The 16,690-nt window shown below is 71.5% G+C and carries 12 protein-coding genes and 1 pseudogene; 8 read left to right on the forward strand and 5 right to left on the reverse strand.

What is annotated here, in order from left to right; all coding sequences use genetic code 11:
- Positions 1-67: 67 nt before the first annotated feature.
- From gmd to P8A20_RS07925, 5 genes are read left to right on the forward strand one after another with little or no spacing between them, the layout of a single operon-like run.
- A complete protein-coding gene (gene gmd / locus P8A20_RS07905; RefSeq protein WP_147958137.1) occupies positions 68-1,081 on the forward strand; it encodes a GDP-mannose 4,6-dehydratase in 1,014 nt (337 codons plus the stop codon).
- Positions 1,078-3,858: a LamG-like jellyroll fold domain-containing protein gene (locus tag P8A20_RS07910; RefSeq protein ID WP_306103210.1), complete on the forward strand. Its 2,781-nt coding sequence runs from the start codon at positions 1,078-1,080 to the stop codon at positions 3,856-3,858. The genes gmd and P8A20_RS07910 overlap by 4 nt, the downstream gene beginning before the upstream one ends.
- Positions 3,855-6,110, forward strand: a complete 2,256-nt coding sequence (locus tag P8A20_RS07915) for a LamG domain-containing protein (RefSeq protein ID WP_306103211.1) — start codon at positions 3,855-3,857, stop codon at positions 6,108-6,110. The genes P8A20_RS07910 and P8A20_RS07915 overlap by 4 nt, the downstream gene beginning before the upstream one ends.
- Positions 6,107-6,808, forward strand: coding sequence for an Rv1352/Rv1906c domain-containing protein (locus tag P8A20_RS07920; protein WP_147958134.1), 702 nt, complete (start codon positions 6,107-6,109; stop codon positions 6,806-6,808). The genes P8A20_RS07915 and P8A20_RS07920 overlap by 4 nt, the downstream gene beginning before the upstream one ends.
- Positions 6,805-7,632, forward strand: a complete 828-nt coding sequence (locus P8A20_RS07925) for a glycosyltransferase family 2 protein (RefSeq protein WP_147958133.1) — start codon at positions 6,805-6,807, stop codon at positions 7,630-7,632. Before P8A20_RS07920 ends, P8A20_RS07925 begins: the two co-directional genes overlap by 4 nt.
- Positions 7,633-7,635: 3 nt before the next feature.
- On the opposite strand, the gene P8A20_RS07930 is transcribed toward P8A20_RS07925, so the two are convergent.
- Positions 7,636-8,796 carry a glycosyltransferase gene (locus tag P8A20_RS07930; RefSeq protein WP_306103212.1) on the reverse strand — a complete coding sequence of 387 codons (1,161 nt, stop codon included), beginning with the start codon at positions 8,794-8,796 and terminating at the stop codon, positions 7,636-7,638.
- Positions 8,797-8,904: 108 nt separating this feature from the next.
- Between P8A20_RS07930 and P8A20_RS07935 the strand changes: the two genes are divergently transcribed.
- Positions 8,905-10,440, forward strand: a complete 1,536-nt coding sequence (locus tag P8A20_RS07935; protein WP_147958131.1) for a hypothetical protein — start codon at positions 8,905-8,907, stop codon at positions 10,438-10,440.
- On the opposite strand, the gene P8A20_RS07940 is transcribed toward P8A20_RS07935, so the two are convergent.
- The 3 genes and pseudogenes from P8A20_RS07940 to P8A20_RS07950 form a co-directional block, all read right to left on the reverse strand.
- A complete protein-coding gene (locus P8A20_RS07940; RefSeq protein WP_306103213.1) occupies positions 10,409-11,653 on the reverse strand; it encodes an MATE family efflux transporter in 1,245 nt (414 codons plus the stop codon). The two genes, P8A20_RS07935 and P8A20_RS07940, sit on opposite strands and share 32 nt — an antisense overlap.
- Positions 11,650-13,337, reverse strand: a pseudogene (locus P8A20_RS07945) (P-loop NTPase family protein). The gene P8A20_RS07940 and the pseudogene P8A20_RS07945 overlap by 4 nt, the downstream one beginning before the upstream one ends.
- On the reverse strand, positions 13,334-14,578 hold the full coding sequence (locus P8A20_RS07950; protein WP_147959923.1) for a glycosyltransferase: 1,245 nt from the start codon (positions 14,576-14,578) through the stop codon (positions 13,334-13,336). The pseudogene P8A20_RS07945 and the gene P8A20_RS07950 overlap by 4 nt, the downstream one beginning before the upstream one ends.
- Positions 14,579-14,744: 166 nt before the next feature.
- Between P8A20_RS07950 and P8A20_RS07955 the strand changes: the two genes are divergently transcribed.
- A complete protein-coding gene (locus P8A20_RS07955) occupies positions 14,745-15,194 on the forward strand; it encodes an FAD synthase family protein (RefSeq protein WP_147959922.1) in 450 nt (149 codons plus the stop codon).
- On the opposite strand, the gene P8A20_RS07960 is transcribed toward P8A20_RS07955, so the two are convergent.
- Positions 15,163-15,894, reverse strand: coding sequence for a CDP-alcohol phosphatidyltransferase family protein (locus tag P8A20_RS07960; protein WP_306103214.1), 732 nt, complete (start codon positions 15,892-15,894; stop codon positions 15,163-15,165). The genes P8A20_RS07955 and P8A20_RS07960 overlap by 32 nt on opposite strands.
- 58 nt (positions 15,895-15,952) lie before the next feature.
- Here P8A20_RS07960 and P8A20_RS07965 point away from each other — a divergent pair, with 58 nt between their 5' ends.
- Positions 15,953-16,687 carry a tyrosine-protein phosphatase gene (locus P8A20_RS07965; protein WP_315985971.1) on the forward strand — a complete coding sequence of 245 codons (735 nt, stop codon included), beginning with the start codon at positions 15,953-15,955 and terminating at the stop codon, positions 16,685-16,687.
- Positions 16,688-16,690: the final 3 nt, after the last annotated feature.

Consider the following 16,690-nt stretch of genomic DNA (forward strand, 5'->3'; position numbering starts at 1 on the left):
TTCCACTCAGATCCCGAAATTTCGGTGACACAAACCGCCCCAAGGGCGACCACAGAAGGGGGGAGTCATGGCAAAGACCGCACTCATCACCGGTGTGACCGGACAGGACGGTTCGTACCTGTCGGAGCTGCTGCTCGAGAAGGGGTACACGGTCCACGGCCTGATACGGCGATCGTCGAGCTTCAACACGGAGCGGATCGACCACATCTACCAGGGCCCCGAGGAAGCGAATCGTTCCTTCGTGCTCCATCACGCCGACCTCTCCGACGGCGTGGCGCTGGTGAACCTGCTGCGGGACATCCAGCCGGACGAGGTCTACAACCTGGGTGCCCAGTCGCACGTCCGGGTGTCCTTCGACGCGCCCCTCTACACGGGTGACGTCACGGGCCTGGGCACCGTGCGGCTGCTGGAGGCGGTCCGCGCGAGCGGGATCGAGACCCGGGTCTACCAGGCGTCCTCGTCCGAGATGTTCGGCGCGAGCCCGCCCCCGCAGAACGAGAAGACCCCGTTCCACCCGCGCAGCCCGTACAGCGTGGCCAAGGTCTACTCGTACTGGGCGACGGTCAACTACCGTGAGGCGTACGGGATGTTCGCCACCAACGGCATCCTGTTCAACCATGAGTCCCCGCGCCGCGGCGAGACCTTCGTGACCCGCAAGATCACCCGCGGGGTGGCCCGGATCAAGGCGGGGCTGCAGGACCGGCTGCATCTGGGCAACCTCGACGCCGTACGCGACTGGGGGTACGCCCCCGAGTACGTGGAGGCGATGTGGCGGATGCTCCAGTGCGACACCCCCGACGACTACGTGGTGGCCACCGGCGAGGGGGTCAGTGTGCGGCAGTTCCTGGAGTACGCCTTCGAGCACGCGGGCCTCGACTGGGCGGAGCACGTGCGCTACGACCCCAAGTACGAACGCCCCAGCGAGGTCGACGCGCTGATCGGTGACGCGTCCAAGGCGGAGGAACTCCTGGGCTGGAAGCCGGAGGTGAAGTCGCGGGAGCTGGCGCAGATCATGGTGGACGCCGACATCCGGCTGCTGAGCGACCAGCTCACGGGGTCCGCGGTCCGGGTGGACCGGTGAGCGGGCCCGGACGTCTCAGACGTACCCGGGCCGGCGTCCTCGCATCGGTCCTCGCCCTCGCCGCCGGTCTGCTGGGCGCCGCGTCGGTCACCGCTCCCCCGGCCGCCGCGCTCACCCCGCCGGTCGGCTTCACCGCGGACGCCCTGTCCACCTACCAGACCAACGGCATCGTCTGGTCGCTGGCCGAGGCGAACGGGGTCGTCTACGCGGGCGGCACCTTCTCCGGCATCCGCCCGGCCGGCTCCCCCTCCGGGAGCAACACGACGCCCGCCGTGAACTTCGCCGCGTTCGACGCGGCCACCGGTGCCCCCACCGGCTGCTCACTGTCCTTCACACGCAGCAGCGGCACGGCGACGGTCCGGGCTCTGGCGGTATCGCCCGACAGGTCCACGCTGTACGTGGGCGGTTACTTCAACGCCGTGAACGGGGCGGCGGCCAACGGGCTGACGGCGGTCGACACCGCGACCTGCCGGCCGCGGGCGGGCTTCGCGCCGCGGTTCGGGGCGACGGTCCGCGCGCTGGACGTCGCGTCGGACGGCACCGTCTACGCGGGCGGCGACTTCCAGACCGTCGACGGGGCGGCCCGGCGCTTCTTCGCCGCCGTCACGGCGGCCGGTGCGCTGACCGGCTGGAATCCGAACGCGGACAGGTCGGGACGCACCCTGCGGGTGACCCCTGACGGGAACAGCGTCCTCATCGGCGGTGACTTCTTCACCGTGGGCGGCGCCGACTCGCACGCGCTCGCCGTGACCAGCCCCTCCACGGGAGCCGTCACCCGCGCCTACCCGTCGGGCTTCATCCCGGCATCGGCCGTCGTCAAGGACATCGTCACGGACGCGGCGTCGGACGGCTGGTACGCGGCGGGCGAGGGCGCGGGCGGCGCGTCCTTCGACGGCCGGCTCGCCATGGAGCTCGACGGTTTCGGCCAGCGCTGGCGGGACACCTGCCAGGGTGCGACCCAGGCACTCCGCGTCCACCGGGGAGTGCTGTACGCGGGCAGCCATGTGCACGACTGCTCGACCATGGGCGGTTTCCCCAACCAGGCCCGCAAGCATCTGACCGCCCAGTCCGTGGACGGCCCGGATCTGCTGGGCTGGCTCCCGGACACCAACGACGGCATCGGTGAGCCTGTCGGCCCGCGTGCGCTGACCGTCTCCTCGCGCGGCGGCCGGGAATTCCTCTGGGTGGGCGGCGAGTTCACCACGGTCAACGGGTCCGGCCAGCAGGCGCTGACCCGGTTCGCGAACACCCCTGACACCGGGGCGCCCGCGGCACCGGTGGTGAGCGTGTCCGCGCCCAGGGCAGGTGAGGTCAAGGTCAGCTGGCGCAGCGCCCTGGACCTGGACGACAGTCTGCTGACGTACCGCGTCCACCGCGACGGCGGCTCCACGCCGGTGTACACGACGACGGGTTCCTCGCTGTTCTTCAGCAGGCCGCAGCTGACCTTCACCGACCGGAACGTGGTGGCGGGGCGGACGTACAGCTACCGGATCACGGCGAGCGACGGCACGAACACCAGCGGGCTCTCCGCCGCCGCGTCGGTGACCGCCGCGTCCTCGGCGTCCCCCTACCAGGAGCGGGTCCTGGCGGACGGCGCCGATCTGTACTGGCGCTACGACGAGGCCGGTGGCGCGTTCGCCGCGGACGCCTCGGCGAGCGACAACGGCGGCGTGTACGTGAACGCGCCGTCCTACCGCACGACACCCGCCGCGGTGGCGGGCTCCGCGGCGCTCTCCCTGAACGGCACCGACGAGTACGTCCACAGCGACCGGCTGCACCACTACACCTCCCCCACGCCGTACTCGGTGGAGACGTGGTTCCGCACCACGTCGACGAGCGGCGGGCGGATCGTGGGATACGGCAACAACATCGGTACGGCACGCGGCCACACGAGCAGCATCTCCGACAAGCTGCTCTACCTGACGAACGACGGCCGCCTCGCGTTCGGCGTGCAGAGCGGCGGCACCAGGCCCACCGTCACCTCGCCCGGCTCGTACAACGACGGCTCCTGGCACCACGCGGTCGCCACCCAGGGGCCGTCGGGCATGGTGCTGTACGTCGACGGGCAGCCGGTCGGCACGAACGCGGCAACCGGTAACCGCTCGTACAACGGGTACTGGCGGGTCGGCGGGGACGCCATGAACAACGCCTGGCCGAACCGGCCCACGAGCGACTACTTCGCCGGGCAGGTGGACGAGACCGCGGTCTACCCGTCGGCGCTGACCGCCGCCCAGGTCGCCGCGCACCACGAGCTGGCGGGCACCCCGCCGGGCCCCGGTGACAGCACCGTCACCCTCACCCCGGACGAGGACGCCTATGTCAACAGCGTGGCGGCGAACGCGAACTACAACGACAGCCAGCTCGCCTCACGGGGCACCACGGCCTACCTGAGCTATCTGCGGTTCACGCTGCCGTCCGCTCCGGCGGGCCAGGTGCTCAGGAGCGCGCGGCTCACCTTCCGTACCTCGTCGGACTCGACGGCGGGTTCGGCCGACAGCCACAGCATCGTGCCGGTCACCGGCGCGTGGACCGAGTCGGCGGTCACCTACAACACCCGGCCGACGCTCTCCACGTCCGTGCTGGGGACCATCACCGGCGCGTCCGCGGTCTCCACCGACCACTCGGCGGACCTCGACGCGACGGCACTGGACGGGGCCCTCGGCTCCGTCACCTCACTCGCCCTGACCAGCAGCGGGACGGACAGTCTCCGCATCTGGTCGAGCGAGGCAACCGCGGCCTACCGGCCGCAGCTCGTCCTCACCTTCGGAGATGAATGATGAACGCAAGCACGGGGCGGAGACATGGGGGGAGCGGCCGTGTACGGGCCGCGTCCGCCGCGCTCTGCCTGTTCGCCGGAGCCCTGACCGCGACAGCGGCCGGGACCTCCCCGGCGGCCGCGCTCACACCCCCGGTGTCCATCACGGCGGACGACCTCACCACCTGGCAGACCAACGGCATCGTCTGGTCGATGGCCGCGACGGACGGGGTCGTCTACGCGGGCGGCACCTTCTCCACCGTCCGGCCGCCGGGCGCGGCGGCGGGCACCTCCGAGGAGCCCGCGGTCAACTTCGCCGCGTTCGACGCGGCCACGGGCGCGCCGACGGGGTGCAGCCTGTCGTTCACGCTGTCCTCGGGAAGCGCGACCGTACGGGCTCTCGCGCTCTCCCCGGACGGCGGGACCCTCTACGCCGGCGGACAGTTCGGCGCGGTGAACGGGGTGGGCGTCAGCAACATCGTGGCCGTCGACACGGCGACCTGCACGCCGCGCCAGGACTTCAAGATCGCCGTCTCGGCGACGGTACGGGCCCTGGACGTCACGGCGGACACCGTCTACCTGGCCGGTGACTTCAACAGCGTGGGCGGCCAGACACGCAACAAGTTCGCCGCGGTCACCACGGCCGCCGGCCTTCTGCCGTGGACCGCGAACGCGGACGAGGTGGCCAGGGCGGTCCAGGTGACCCCGGACGGGCAGCACGTGGCGCTCGGCGGTGACTTCTTCACCGTGAACGGCACCACCTCGCACGCCCTGGCGGTGGTCGACGCCACCACGGGCGCGCTCACCAGGAGCTACCCGGGCTTCATCCCCAACACCTCGACGGTGCAGGACCTCACGACGGACGCGACCGGGCTGTACACCGCCAACGAGGGCACCGGAGGCGGGGTCTTCGACGGCCGGATCGCCATCGATCTCGACGACTACCAGCAGCGCTGGCGGGACACCTGCCTGGGCGCCACCCAGGCCGTGCTGGTCCACTCGGGCGTGCTGTACAGCGGGAGCCACGCCCACGACTGCGCCAGCATGGGCGGCTTCCCGGACCAGCCGCGCAGGCACCTGCTGGCCCAGTCGGTGGACGACCCGACGCTCCTGCCCTGGTTCCCGGACACGAACGACGGCATCGGTGAGCCCGTCGGGCCGCGGGTCATGACGCAGACCGACAAGGGCGGCCGCCACTACCTGTGGGTGGGCGGTGAGTTCACCACCGTCAACGGCTCCGGCCAGCAGGGGCTGACCCGGTTCGCCGACGGCCCGGACACCGGGACCCCCTGGGTGCCCAACGTCAGTCTCTCCACGGTCACCCCGGGGCGGATCGACGTCCAGTGGCAGACCAGCTTCGACACCGACGACGGTGAACTGACCTACCGGATCTACAAGGACGGTGCGAGCACTCCCGTGCACACCGTCACGGGCTACTCGCTCTTCTGGAACCGTCCGCAGCTGAAGTGGACGGACACCGACGTGGCGGTGGGTGAGACGCACTCGTACCGCATCACCGCGAGCGACGGCACCAACACCAGCGCCAAGTCCCCCGCGCAGTCGGCGACCGTGGCGGCCTCCACCCAGCCCTACCCGGCACGGGTGCTGTCCGACGGGGCGTCGCTCTACTGGCGTTACGACGAGGGCACCTCGACCTTCGCGGCGGACACCACCGGCCAGCTGAACAACGGCTTCCTGCGCAACGCGCCGGCCTACCGCCAGACCCCTGCGGCGATCGCCGGTGATTCGACGGCCATCGGGTTCGACGGCGTCAACGAGTACGTGTACAGCAACAAGCTGCAGGCGCAGCCCTCCCGGTTCTCCGTGGAGACCTGGATCAGGACCACCACCACCCGTGGCGGCAAGGTCATCGGGTTCGGCAATCTGACCATGCAGAACAGCAGCCGCTACGACAAGCAGGTCTACATGGCCAACAACGGGCGCCTCGTCTTCGGCGTCTACAGCGGCGGCTACCGCACCGTCACCACGACGGGGGCCTACAACGACGGCAACTGGCACCACGTCGTCGCCACGCAGGGCACCGGCGGCATGGCGCTCTACGTGGACGGGCAGCTGCGGGCGTCCAACTTCCTCTACTCCGGCAACGAGAACTACCCGGGGTACTGGCGGGTCGGCGGCGACAACCTGGCCAACTGGCCGAACCGCCCGACCAGCAACTTCTTCGCCGGCCAGATCGACGAGACGGCCGTGTACCCGACCGCGCTGAGCGCTTCCCAGGTCAGCGCGCACTACGCCCTGAGGACGAGTGAGTGAGATACCCGTTCCTGGCCGGTGCCGCCGTCGCGCTCGCGACGGCGGTGCTGGCCGCCTGCGGCTCGTCCGGCGGGTCCGGCGACGGGGGCACGGAGGCAGCGGCGGGCAGCAAGCCGTCCGCGGCGGCCTCCGCGACGCCCTCCGTGGCCGGCCCGGCGGCCGGTACGACGGCTCCGAAGCCCCAGAGGTCCAGTGACGTCCCGAAGGTGCCGGCCGGGGAGATCACCCCGGCCACGGGTTCCTTCACCGAGAAGCAGAAGGAGTACCTGACCGACCGCGTGCCCGAGGGGATGGACCCCGCCGCGGTGCTCCAGACGGGGCAGGAGACCTGCGACCGGCTCCGGTACCTGGTCAAGGCCGACCGGGACATCGCCGTCGGCGCGATCGTCTCCGGCGAGGTGGCGGACGCGAAGCCGGCCGTCGCCCATCTCTGCCCCCGTCACCAGGACCTCGTGGACGAGGCCGCGCTCGGTTACGCCGACGGCACCTACGAGGGGTCGAAGGTCCGGCCGGGACGGTACAGGGCCGCCTCTCCGACCACCGCGTGCAGCTGGCAGCTGACCGGGGCCGGCGGCAAGGAGCTGGACTCGGGCTCCTCCGCCACCGGGAAACAGGTCGAGATCACCGTCCCGGGATCCGCCCGCACCTTCACCTCCACAGGCTGCTACGCCTGGTTGCCCCGAGGAGAGAACGGATGAGCAAGCTGCCGATCGCCGTCGCGATCCCCACGAAGAACGAGGGGCTGAACATCGCGGAGGCGGTGAAGTCGGTCCTGGGCCACTTCGAGGCGGTCGTCGTGGTGGACTCCCACAGCACCGACGACACGGCGAAGATCGCCGAGGAGTGCGGGGCCGAGGTGGTCACCTACACCTGGGACGGAGGGCATCCCCGGAAGAAGCAGTGGTGCCTGGAGAACGTCCGGACCGATCTGGACTGGATCCTGCTGCTCGACGGTGACGAGCGGCTCAGCCCCGGGCTGCTCGCGGAGCTGCGGAGGATCTTCGCCGACCAGGACGACCCGAAACCGGCGGCCTACGACATACCGCTGGGCTACTGGTTCTCGGGAAAGCGGCTGCGGCACGGCTACACGATCCGCAAGCGGTCCCTGACCGACCGGACCAGGTGCTACTACCCGGAGGTCGGTGATCTCGCGGCGCCCGGCATCGGTGAGGTCGAGGGGCACTACCAGCCGGTCGCCACCACGGCAGAGGCACTGAGCAACCCCATCGAGCACCAGGACCTGGATCCTGTCACCGCCTGGTTCGAGCGGCACAACCGCTACTCGGACTGGGAGGCGTGGCTGGAGCACCACCCCGACGTCAAGGAGCAGGTGCGGAGGGTGAAGTCCCGGCAGGGGCAGCTCTTCCACAAGGCGCCGTTCAAGCCGCTGGTGTCCTTCGCCTACATGTACGTCTACCGGAAGGGATTCCTCGACGGGCGTGCGGGCCTGGACTTCGCCCTCGCGATGAGCTTCTACCGCTGGCAGATCGCCCTCAAGTCCCGCGAGGGAAAGACAGGTTGAGGCTCACCGCCTCCGGCGGACCACGTCCTCGTAGGTCCGCCGGAGGGTGGCGGTGACGGCCTCGATGGTGAACTGGTCGTTGACCAGCTGCCAGGCGGCCTTGCCCGCCTGCTCGGCGGCCTCCGGCTCCAGCAGCTCCAGGATCGCGTCGGCGACCTTACGGGCGTTGGCCGCGTCCTCACCGACCCGGCTGTCGATGACCCGGCCCGCACCGGCCCCCGACACGTCGGGGCCCTGCCCGCAGGTGCGGGTGATGACGACCGGAGTGCCTACCGACATCGCCTCCAGGACCGAGACCGGGAACGGCTCCTCGATCGCCGGCAGAACGTACACATCGGCCTCGCGTCCGGCGGCGAGGACCTCGTCGTGCTCCAGTGGGCCCACATGGTCGAGGGAGTCCGTGACGCCCAGCTTCCGGGCGAGGGCCAGGGTGCCGGCCAGCGCGCCGGTGTCCGGGCCGGCCAGCACGAAGCGGGCCTCCGGGTGGCGGGCGAGGACGTGCGGCATCGCGGCGACGAAGTCCTCGGGCCGCTTCCGCTCCTGGATGCGGGCGAGGTACAGCACCGTCGGCGGACGGCCGGGGTCGCGGGCGGGCTTGCGCTCCTGCGGGCGGACACCGTTGACCAGCCGTACGGTACGGGTGAGCGGCACGGGAGCCGCGACGGCGTTCACATCGACCCGCTCCATCTCGGTGAGGTGCAGGACGGCGTCGGCCTCGCGCAGTACCCTGCGGACCCCTAGGACGTCGGTGAGCTGGGCGACCTTCTTCTCGGTGGGGTCGATCATGCCGTGGGTCTGGACGACCAGGGGTGTACGGGTCGCGAGCGCGAGGAGCGCCGCCGGCAGGGTCACCAGGTCCCGCATCAGATGGACGTGCACGAGGTCTGCACCACGCATCATGCGGCGTGCGGTGCGCAGCAGGGCGGCGGAGGTGATGCCGCTGACCTCGAACATCGGGAGCAGATGACGCGCCTGGAAGAGGTGGACGGGAACTCCCTCCACGTGGCTGGGCAGTTCGCCGTCCGGGAAGCCGTCGCCGAGGGCCATGACGCGGGCGTCGTCGCCGTTCGCCCGCTGGACCTTGGAGAGGTTGAACGCCACCCGGGTCGGCCCGCCGAAGGCGTGGTCCGGAGTGTGGAGCGTGACGACATGCAGGACCTTCACCAGAGTTCCCCTCGACTGCGGCCAATAATTCACAGGGTAGTCATCGCGCCCCCCCAAGTGGGCTGATTCGTTAGAGTGTTCAGCGGTTCACTGATCCCGGGGGGGCGCATGACGTCGGTGCACACATCGGCGCAGGAGCAGGCCGCCCGCACGGTCGCGCGTCCGGAGCACGCACGGGCCGGGGGCGGTGTCCCGGAGCCGCCCGAGCAGCCGATCGCCTGGTCGATGCTGTCGCGGGCCCTGTCCGTGCCGCTCATCCTGGGGCTGGTCTGCTTCCTGCCCGCGGTGATCGCCGCCCAGCCCGGCGTCGAGGTCCGGGACACGGCGTACTGGCTCCAGCTGGTGCTGACCTGCTACGCCGGGGCCCGGCTGGCGACGATGATCCTCTCCACCCGGCGGCGGCTGCTCCAGGGCGTCTTCTGGATGTTCGTGTACATCGCGATGGGCGTTGCCCCGTTCGCCCAGGTGGTGATCGGGCAGACGCCGACGCCGATGGTGGGGCCGCGCCAGGACCTGGTCACGGCCATCGCGATGGTTCTGGTGGGGTGTGCCGCCTACGACCTGGGGGCGCTGCTTGCCTCGCGGCGCCCGCTGCGACGCCGTACGGTCTCGGTGCGGAGCTGGGGGCCTGCTCTCGCGCATCCCGTGCGGCTGCGGCTGCTGGTGCTGGTGGCGTTCGCGGCGAGCGCGTTCTACGTGCTGAAGCTGGGCGGGCCCGCGGTCTTCTTCTCCAGCCGGCAGGAGATCAACGAGACCGTCGCGGCGACCGGGGTCGCGGCGGAGGGGTCCAATGTCGGCTCGGCGTTCCTCAAGGGCTTCGGCCAGGTCCCGGCGCTGCTGGCGCTGCTTCTCTACACCCGCCGCCTGGCGACCTCCTACCGGGCCAGGCGCACCCCGTCCACGGTGCTGGTGTGGGTGGCACTCGGGGCGCTGAACCTGGTGGTGAACAACCCGATATCCAATGCCCGTTACTGGTTCCTGACGGTGCTGATGGCGTTCGTGTTCACGGCGCTCCCGAGCAGCGCGGCGGTCTACCGCACGGTGCTGGCGACGGGGGTGGTGGGGGCGCTGGTGGTGTTCCCGTACGCGGACAAGTTCCGGTACGACGACGAGGCACAGCGGTCCGCGCAGTCCGCCTCGGTCTTCGAGCCGCTGGTGACCAAGGACTACGACCAGATGGTGATGTTCGCCAACACCATCTCGTGGGTCGACACCCGGGAGCACACCTACGGCCGCCAGCTCGCGGGCTCGGCCCTGTTCTTCGTGCCGCGCGCGGTGTGGAGCGGGAAGCCGGAGGACACCGGGGTACGGGTCGGGCAGTGGATGGGACTGCGGATGACCAACCTCTCGGCCCCTCTGTGGACCGAGTTCTGGGTCGACTTCGGCGCCTCGGGCATGATCGGCGGCCTGGCCCTGATCGGTTACGCCGCGGCGCGTACCGACCGCAGGTACGCGCTGGCCGTGACCAGGGCCGGCCCCGGCCCCGGCAGTGTGCTGGCGATCGCGGCGCCGCTGATCGCCGGCTACACCTTCATCCTGCTGCGCGGTCCCCTGCTCCAGGCGGCGGGGAAGCTGGCCATCGCCGCCCTGTGCCTGGTGCTGATCACCACGTTCAGGGAGCAGAGGGCAGCGCGTCGGCGCTGACGGTCTCCCCCGTCGCCGGGCTCCGGCGGCGCAGTCCCACGACCCGGGTCCAGGTGGCCGCGGCCTTGCAGACCGATCCGAGGCACAGCCCCCAGGCGGCCCCGGGGACACCGCCGAGGGCGTAACCGCCGGCCATCAGGGCGACGGCGGTGAGCGAGAAGACGACCTGGATGCTCAGCGTCGTACGCGGGTCGAGCATGCGCAGGGCGAGCAGTCCGCAGGTGCCGGCGGCCATCGCCGCGTACTGGGTGCCGGTCGCCGGGAGCAGGGCGGCGGCCGTCGGCCAGGTGTCGCCGAGGAGTTCCCGGCCCGCCCGCCCGGGCAGCAGGGCCAGCACGGTGGCCCAGAGGGCGGCGGTGGCGGCGAGAACGGCCGCGAGCCCGGCGGTGGCCCGTACCCGGCGTCGTTCGTCGCCGATCCGGCCGAGCAGCGGCGGGCCGAAGGACGTGGCGGAGGTGAACAGCACGTTGAGCGGCCCGAACAGGGTGGTCGCCCCGCGCAGCGCGCCGACCAGGAGCGGGTTGCCGACGGCTCCGAGGCCGAGGACGGAGAGCTGGCCGGTCGCGTTGCCGACACCGAATTCGACGACGAAGCGCTGTCCGAGGTGACCGCGGCGGAGCATCGGGCGCAGCAGAAGCGGGGCCCCGGCCGTCGAGCGGTGCAGCAGCGCGGCCGACAGCACGAGGGCGGGGACGGCGGAGAGCCCCCAGACAAGGATCAGCCGGGCGGGGGTCGCTCCGTACCCCTGGGCGGACAGGGCGCCGAGCACACAGGTCAGCCTCAGGAGGTCGGCGACCAGCGCGAGATGGGGGCTGTGGAGGGTGGAGAAGGCGTAGCGCAGGGCGTCCTGCCCCAGCACTACAGGCAGGACCGCGCCCAGCATCACCAAGGCGCGTGCGGTGTCCCCCGGGACGAACAGGCAGACTGCGGCGAGCAGCCCGCCCAGGGCGGCCGAGGCCCCCACGGTGAACACGACGGCCGAGCGGCAGGCACCCCGGACGTCCTCACCGGCGCCGCGCCGGAGAACCAGGGGCTGCCCTGTGTAGGCGCCGGAGACGCCCAGCAGCACCGTGAAGACGAGGTAGACGGCGGAGAAGCGGGCGAAGTCGTCGACGGTGGAGAGCCGGGCGGCGGCCACGAGCACCAGGATGTTGGTGAGCGCGGCCACGCCCTGGTCCGCGACCGAGCAGAGGATCGCGGTGCGGGCTCTCACCGGCGCGCCCCCGGGAGGGTGAAGGAGCGCAGCCCCATGGTCTCGTCGGGATTCCTCGTGAGCTCCGGTGCGTCCGCCTCGATGGCCGGGGCTCCGGGTCCGCTGCCTCCGCGCCGCCGGCCGGCCCCGGACCGGCGTTCGCCCCTGCCGAGCCTGCCCCGGCCGGTGTGGAGCAGGGCGCCGAGCACCTGGCCTCCGGAGGCGCTGATGATCTCCCGGATGCGTTCCAGGTCGCTGCGGTGGACCTCGCGCGGGTCGCAGACGATCATGACGCCCTCGACCCGGTCGACGAGCGCGACCGCGTCGGCGTACGACAGCACCGGCGGGGCGAGGACGATGACCACGGCGCCGGGGCGGTCGGCCTCGGCGACGATCCGCGCGACGGACGCGGAGGTCAGGGCGCGCGGCACGTTGTCCGCGGTGGTCCCGGCCACCAGGGCGAACGCGCCGGATCCCGGCACGTCCACGTTGCTTCGCCCGCCCGCCGGCCAGGTGCGGTCGCCCTCCTCCGCGGCCCAGCTCGGCGGCCGGACCTCGTGGGCGGCCGGCCCAGGTCACGGGCCAGGGACGGGGTGCGCAGATCGGCCTCCACGAGCAGGACGTCGCGGCCCATCTCGGCGAAGGCGGCCGCCAGGTTGACCGCCGCGGCGGACGCGGCGGCGTTGTCCCCGCGCGGGGCGGTGACCAGGAGCCTGCGCCGCTCCGCGAACGACGGGTCGTAGGCGAGCCGGAAGGCCACGGCCCGGTACTCCTCGGCGAGCCGCGAACCGCTGCGCCCGATCGCGAGCAGGGTGCCCGCGGCGGCCCGTTCCCTGGGCAGGGTGCCGAGCAGCGGCGCCCCGAGGGAGCGTACGAGCTCCCGGGGGGAGCGGACGGCCGGGTCGAAGACGAGGCGCACCCAGGACAGCAGCAGTCCGAGAGCGAGACCGACGACCGCGCCCAGCCCGAGGAGCAGCGGCAGCCCGGCACCGGCGGGCTCGGTGGGCGCGACCGGCTTCTTGTTGAGGTAGCCGGGGGTGGTGTCGAGTGCCTTGAGCTCGGAGATCTTCCGGCTCAGCTCGGAGATGGAGACGATGATGTTGGCGCGTGCGCTGCTGACGTCGTCCGCGGCGTCGACCCCGGTACGTTCCTCCAGCAGGTCGCGCTTCTCCTCGAGCGGGTCGAGCTGGGCGCGGTAGCCGTTCGCCATGTTGTCGATGCTCTCCTGGGTCCGCGCCTTGCGGTGGGCCAGATAGGCGTTGGCCAGGGCTTCGGCGCGGGCTCGTGCCTGCTCGGGGGCGGCACCGGTGTAGGAGAAGCGGAGGGTGAGGGTGTTGGGCGGATTGGTCACCTGAAGGCCTGCGAGCAGCTTCCGGGCGGTGACGTCGTCACCCTTCTTCAGCAGGGTTCCGGCGGCCAGGTCTCCCACGGTGTCGCTCACCGCGGTCTGCCGCTCGGAGCCGATGTTGATGCCCTTGTCGGCGGACGCTCCGGTGGCGAAGGGGTCGGCGGTCGCGGAGCGCACCTGCACCTCGCCGGCGGCCGTGTAGGTCTCGTCGCCGCTGAGCGCGAGGAAACCGCCGCCGAGCAGCCCCGCGACGACGCCCCCGGCGAGCAGGGCGCGGTAGCGCAGGAGCTGGCGGAACTGGTCGCGCAGCAGCGCTGGTTCGTCCTGGTCGTCCAGGGGACGGATCTGGTGCGTCATCGGCTTGCTCCCCCTTGTGATTCCCCGGTACGCGTGGCGCCGGCCGGTGCTTCCCCGAGCGCCTCGGCGAGCAGGGCGTCGAAGCGGGCGAGACCCGCCTCCCTGCTCAGGTGCTGTGCGACGTACCGCGGGCCGTGTGCTCCCAGTTCCTCGGCCGCCACCGGATCGGCGCCCAGCCGGCGTACGGCGGCGAGGAGCGCCGCCGGGTCCTCGGGGGCCACGAGGACCCCCGCGCCCGAACGGCGCACCTCGTCGGCCGTGCCTCCCTCGTCGGCCACGGAGGCGACGACGGGGCGTCCTGAGACGAAGTACGAGGTCAGCTTGGACGGCACGCTCATGTCGAGCACGGAGGCCCGCTGGGTCACCGCCAGGACGTCGGCGGCGGCGAGCACGTCGGTGAAGTCGTCCGCGCCGGCGGGTGGGAGGAAGTCGAGGTTGGGCAGGCCGGCGGCCCGCTCCCGCAACCCGTCACGCTGGTTGCCGTCGCCCATCAGGACGACCCGGACGTCCGGGGCCAGCCGCGCCATGTCGACCAGGACGTCCAGCCCCTGCTTGAGTCCCATGTTCCCGGAGTGCAGCAGTACGGGGGTGTCCTCGGCCCATCCGAGCCTGGCCCGGGTGGCGGCGCGGTCGGCCGAAGGGCTCCGCACATGCGTCCAGTTGGGGACGACCCGGATGCGGCCGGGGTCCACGCCGAGGGCGGTGACGCCGTCCGTGAAGCTCTCGTGGATGACCCCGACGAGGGTGGCGCCGCGCAGTGCGTGACGCTCGGCCTTCGCGGCGACCACCGCCGCCCTGCCGCCCCCGCGTATGCCGCTCTGCGCGGCGGCGGCGCCCATCAGGTCCTGGACGACGGGTATGTGGGGGACGCCGTGGCGCCGCGCGAGCCGGGCGCCGATCACGCCGCCCGCGAGGCTCGGCATCTGGGAGATCACCGCGTCGGGACGGCCGGGCGGTGGGGCGAGGATGCCGTGGACCAGGACGGACGCCTCGAACGCGGCTCTTCGCAGGGCGCTCTGACGCGGCGGCACGTAGTGGCGCCGCCGGTGCACGCGCACCCCCTCGCGGCTCTCCTCCCTGCGCCACACTCCCCGGTAACGCTCGTCCACGCGCCAGGCGGGGTAGTGCGGCATGCCGGTCAGGACCTGGGTCCTCGCCCCGGACGCCGCCCAGTGCTCGGCGAGCTGGGTGGCGTACGGCCCTATGCCCGTCAGCTCGGGGGCGTAGTTGGTGGAGACCACGAGAAGGTCGCAGTTTTCGAACGGTCTCTGATGCTCAGCAGCGGACAACGGATGATCGCCTTCCCCCCGGAACAGCCTCTTGTCCGAGCTTATCCGTTCACGGGTTGCACAAGTGTTCTTCACAGTAAGGTCGTTGAACCAGTTCCACCGTGGGGGGAGAGAACGGATGGTGCAGCACAGGGTCGGTTATGCGCCGGGGGTGTACGACCTGTTCCACGTCGGCCACCTCAACATCCTGCGGCACGCGCGCAGCCAGTGCGACTACCTGGTGGCCGGTGTGGTCTCCGACGAGATGGCCGCGCTGGCCAAGGGCCACACCCCGGTGATCCCTCTGGCCGAGCGGCTGGAGATCGTGCGCAGTGTGCGGTACGTGGACGCGGCGTTCGTGGAGACCGTTCCGGACAAGGTGGAGACATGGCAGCAGGTCCGCTTCGACGTCATCTTCAAGGGCGACGACTGGCGGGGCACCGAGAAGGGTGAACGCCTGGAACGGGACTTCGCCGCCGTCGGGGTGGAGGTCGTCTACTTCCCCTACACGGTGCACACGTCCAGCACCCAACTGCGCCGGGCGCTGGACGTGCTCGTCACCCGGTCCGGAGCGCTTTCAGCTCCCTGAACCACTTGACCAGGAACGCCACCAGGAACACGGTGTGCACGGCCGCGAGTGCGGCGTACCCGGCCCGGAAGGCGCCGGGTACGCCGAACAGCAGGAAGACCAGGCAGAAGACCCCGTAGTCCGCGGGCAGCAGTGCCACGGCCCTGATCCGCGACACCGGAACGCCGGGGCCAGTGGCAGCCCTCGCCGTGCGGGCCGCCGCCTTGCCGAGCTGTTCCCGGAGCAGTCCCGCGCAGAAGGTGAGCACGGCGACGAACAGGAAGCCGAGCGGCAGCAGGAGCCACCCCTCGCCGGGCAGCGCGCCGAAGCGGTGGAACGAGATCAGCACGGCGCTGTGGACGAGGATCATCTTCGCGCAGTCCACGACGTGGTCCAGCCACTCGCCGTCCGGTCCGCCGCGTCCGGTAAGCCGGGCGAGCTGCCCGTCGGCCGAGTCGAAGGCGAAGCCGACGGCCAGGCCGGCGTACACAGCCACTCCCAGCCACCAGGACGGCTCGACGAGGCCCACGGCGGCGATCGACGCGAACGTGAACAGCGCGCTGATCATGGTGACTTGATTGGGTGACAGTCCCGTGCGGTACGCGCCCGCCGCGAGTAGACGCCCGGCCGGCCGGTTCACGTACCGCGAGTAGAGCGAGACACCCTTGGACGATTTCTGTGCACCGCGCAATTCGCGCAGCACCGTACCCGTACCCGACATACGCCCCCCAGCGCCCGGTGGTTCCCCGCCGCATCATCGCAGAAATAGTGTGTGCGGCGTGGAGATACCTGGACGCATCACGTTCGACAGACTGCACAACTTCCGTGATCTGGGGGGCCGTCGGTCCTCGGACGGCCGCTCGGTCCGTCGCGGCCTGCTGTACCGCTCGGACTCGCTCGCCAAGCTCGAAGGACCCGACCGGGACCGCTTCCTCGCCCTCGGTGTGCGCACCGTCATCGATCTGCGCCACCCGTGGGAGATCGAGGCCCGGGGCCGGGTTCCCGACGACGAGCAGCTCACCTACCTCAATCTGAGCATCGAGCACCGCCCGTACGACCAGGCGGCGATCGATCCGGAGCTCGACCCGTGGCGATATCTCGCCGACCGTTACGCGGAGGTCGCCGAGGACGGGGTCGCCGAACTGCGGCAGGCGCTGGAGACCGTCGCCGGGAGCACGGGGCCCCTCGTCTTCCACTGCGCGTCCGGCAAGGACCGCACCGGCCTGCTGGCCGCCCTGATCCTGTCCCTGCTCGGGGTCGACGAGGACGGCGTGGCCGAGGACTTCGCCCTCACCGAGGCGGCCACGGATCTGCTGATCGCCGACTGGGCGGCCCTCCACGGCGGCCGCACACCGCTGTGGCCCGGCTACGGACGGGCGCCCGAGGAGGTCATCCGATTGTTCCTCGCGGACCTGACGGCTGCCCACGGTTCGGTCCAGGGGTACGTCACCGGCCGGCTCGGCGTCACGGACGCCACGGTCGGCGCCCTGCGGGGGAGGCTGCTCGACGGCTGACGG

Source organism: Streptomyces sp. Alt3, from assembly GCF_030719215.1.
Lineage (GTDB): Bacteria > Actinomycetota > Actinomycetes > Streptomycetales > Streptomycetaceae > Streptomyces > Streptomyces glycanivorans.

Coding starts and splice junctions, on each gene's coding strand:
- gmd (WP_147958137.1), top strand. CDS start 68: ATGGCAAAGACCGCACTCATCACCGGTGTGACCGGACAGGACGGTTCG.
- P8A20_RS07955 (WP_147959922.1), top strand. CDS start 14,745: ATGGTGCAGCACAGGGTCGGTTATGCGCCGGGGGTGTACGACCTGTTC.
- P8A20_RS07925 (WP_147958133.1), top strand. CDS start 6,805: ATGAGCAAGCTGCCGATCGCCGTCGCGATCCCCACGAAGAACGAGGGG.
- P8A20_RS07935 (WP_147958131.1), top strand. CDS start 8,905: ATGACGTCGGTGCACACATCGGCGCAGGAGCAGGCCGCCCGCACGGTC.
- P8A20_RS07960 (WP_306103214.1), bottom strand. CDS start 15,894: ATGTCGGGTACGGGTACGGTGCTGCGCGAATTGCGCGGTGCACAGAAA.
- P8A20_RS07915 (WP_306103211.1), top strand. CDS start 3,855: ATGATGAACGCAAGCACGGGGCGGAGACATGGGGGGAGCGGCCGTGTA.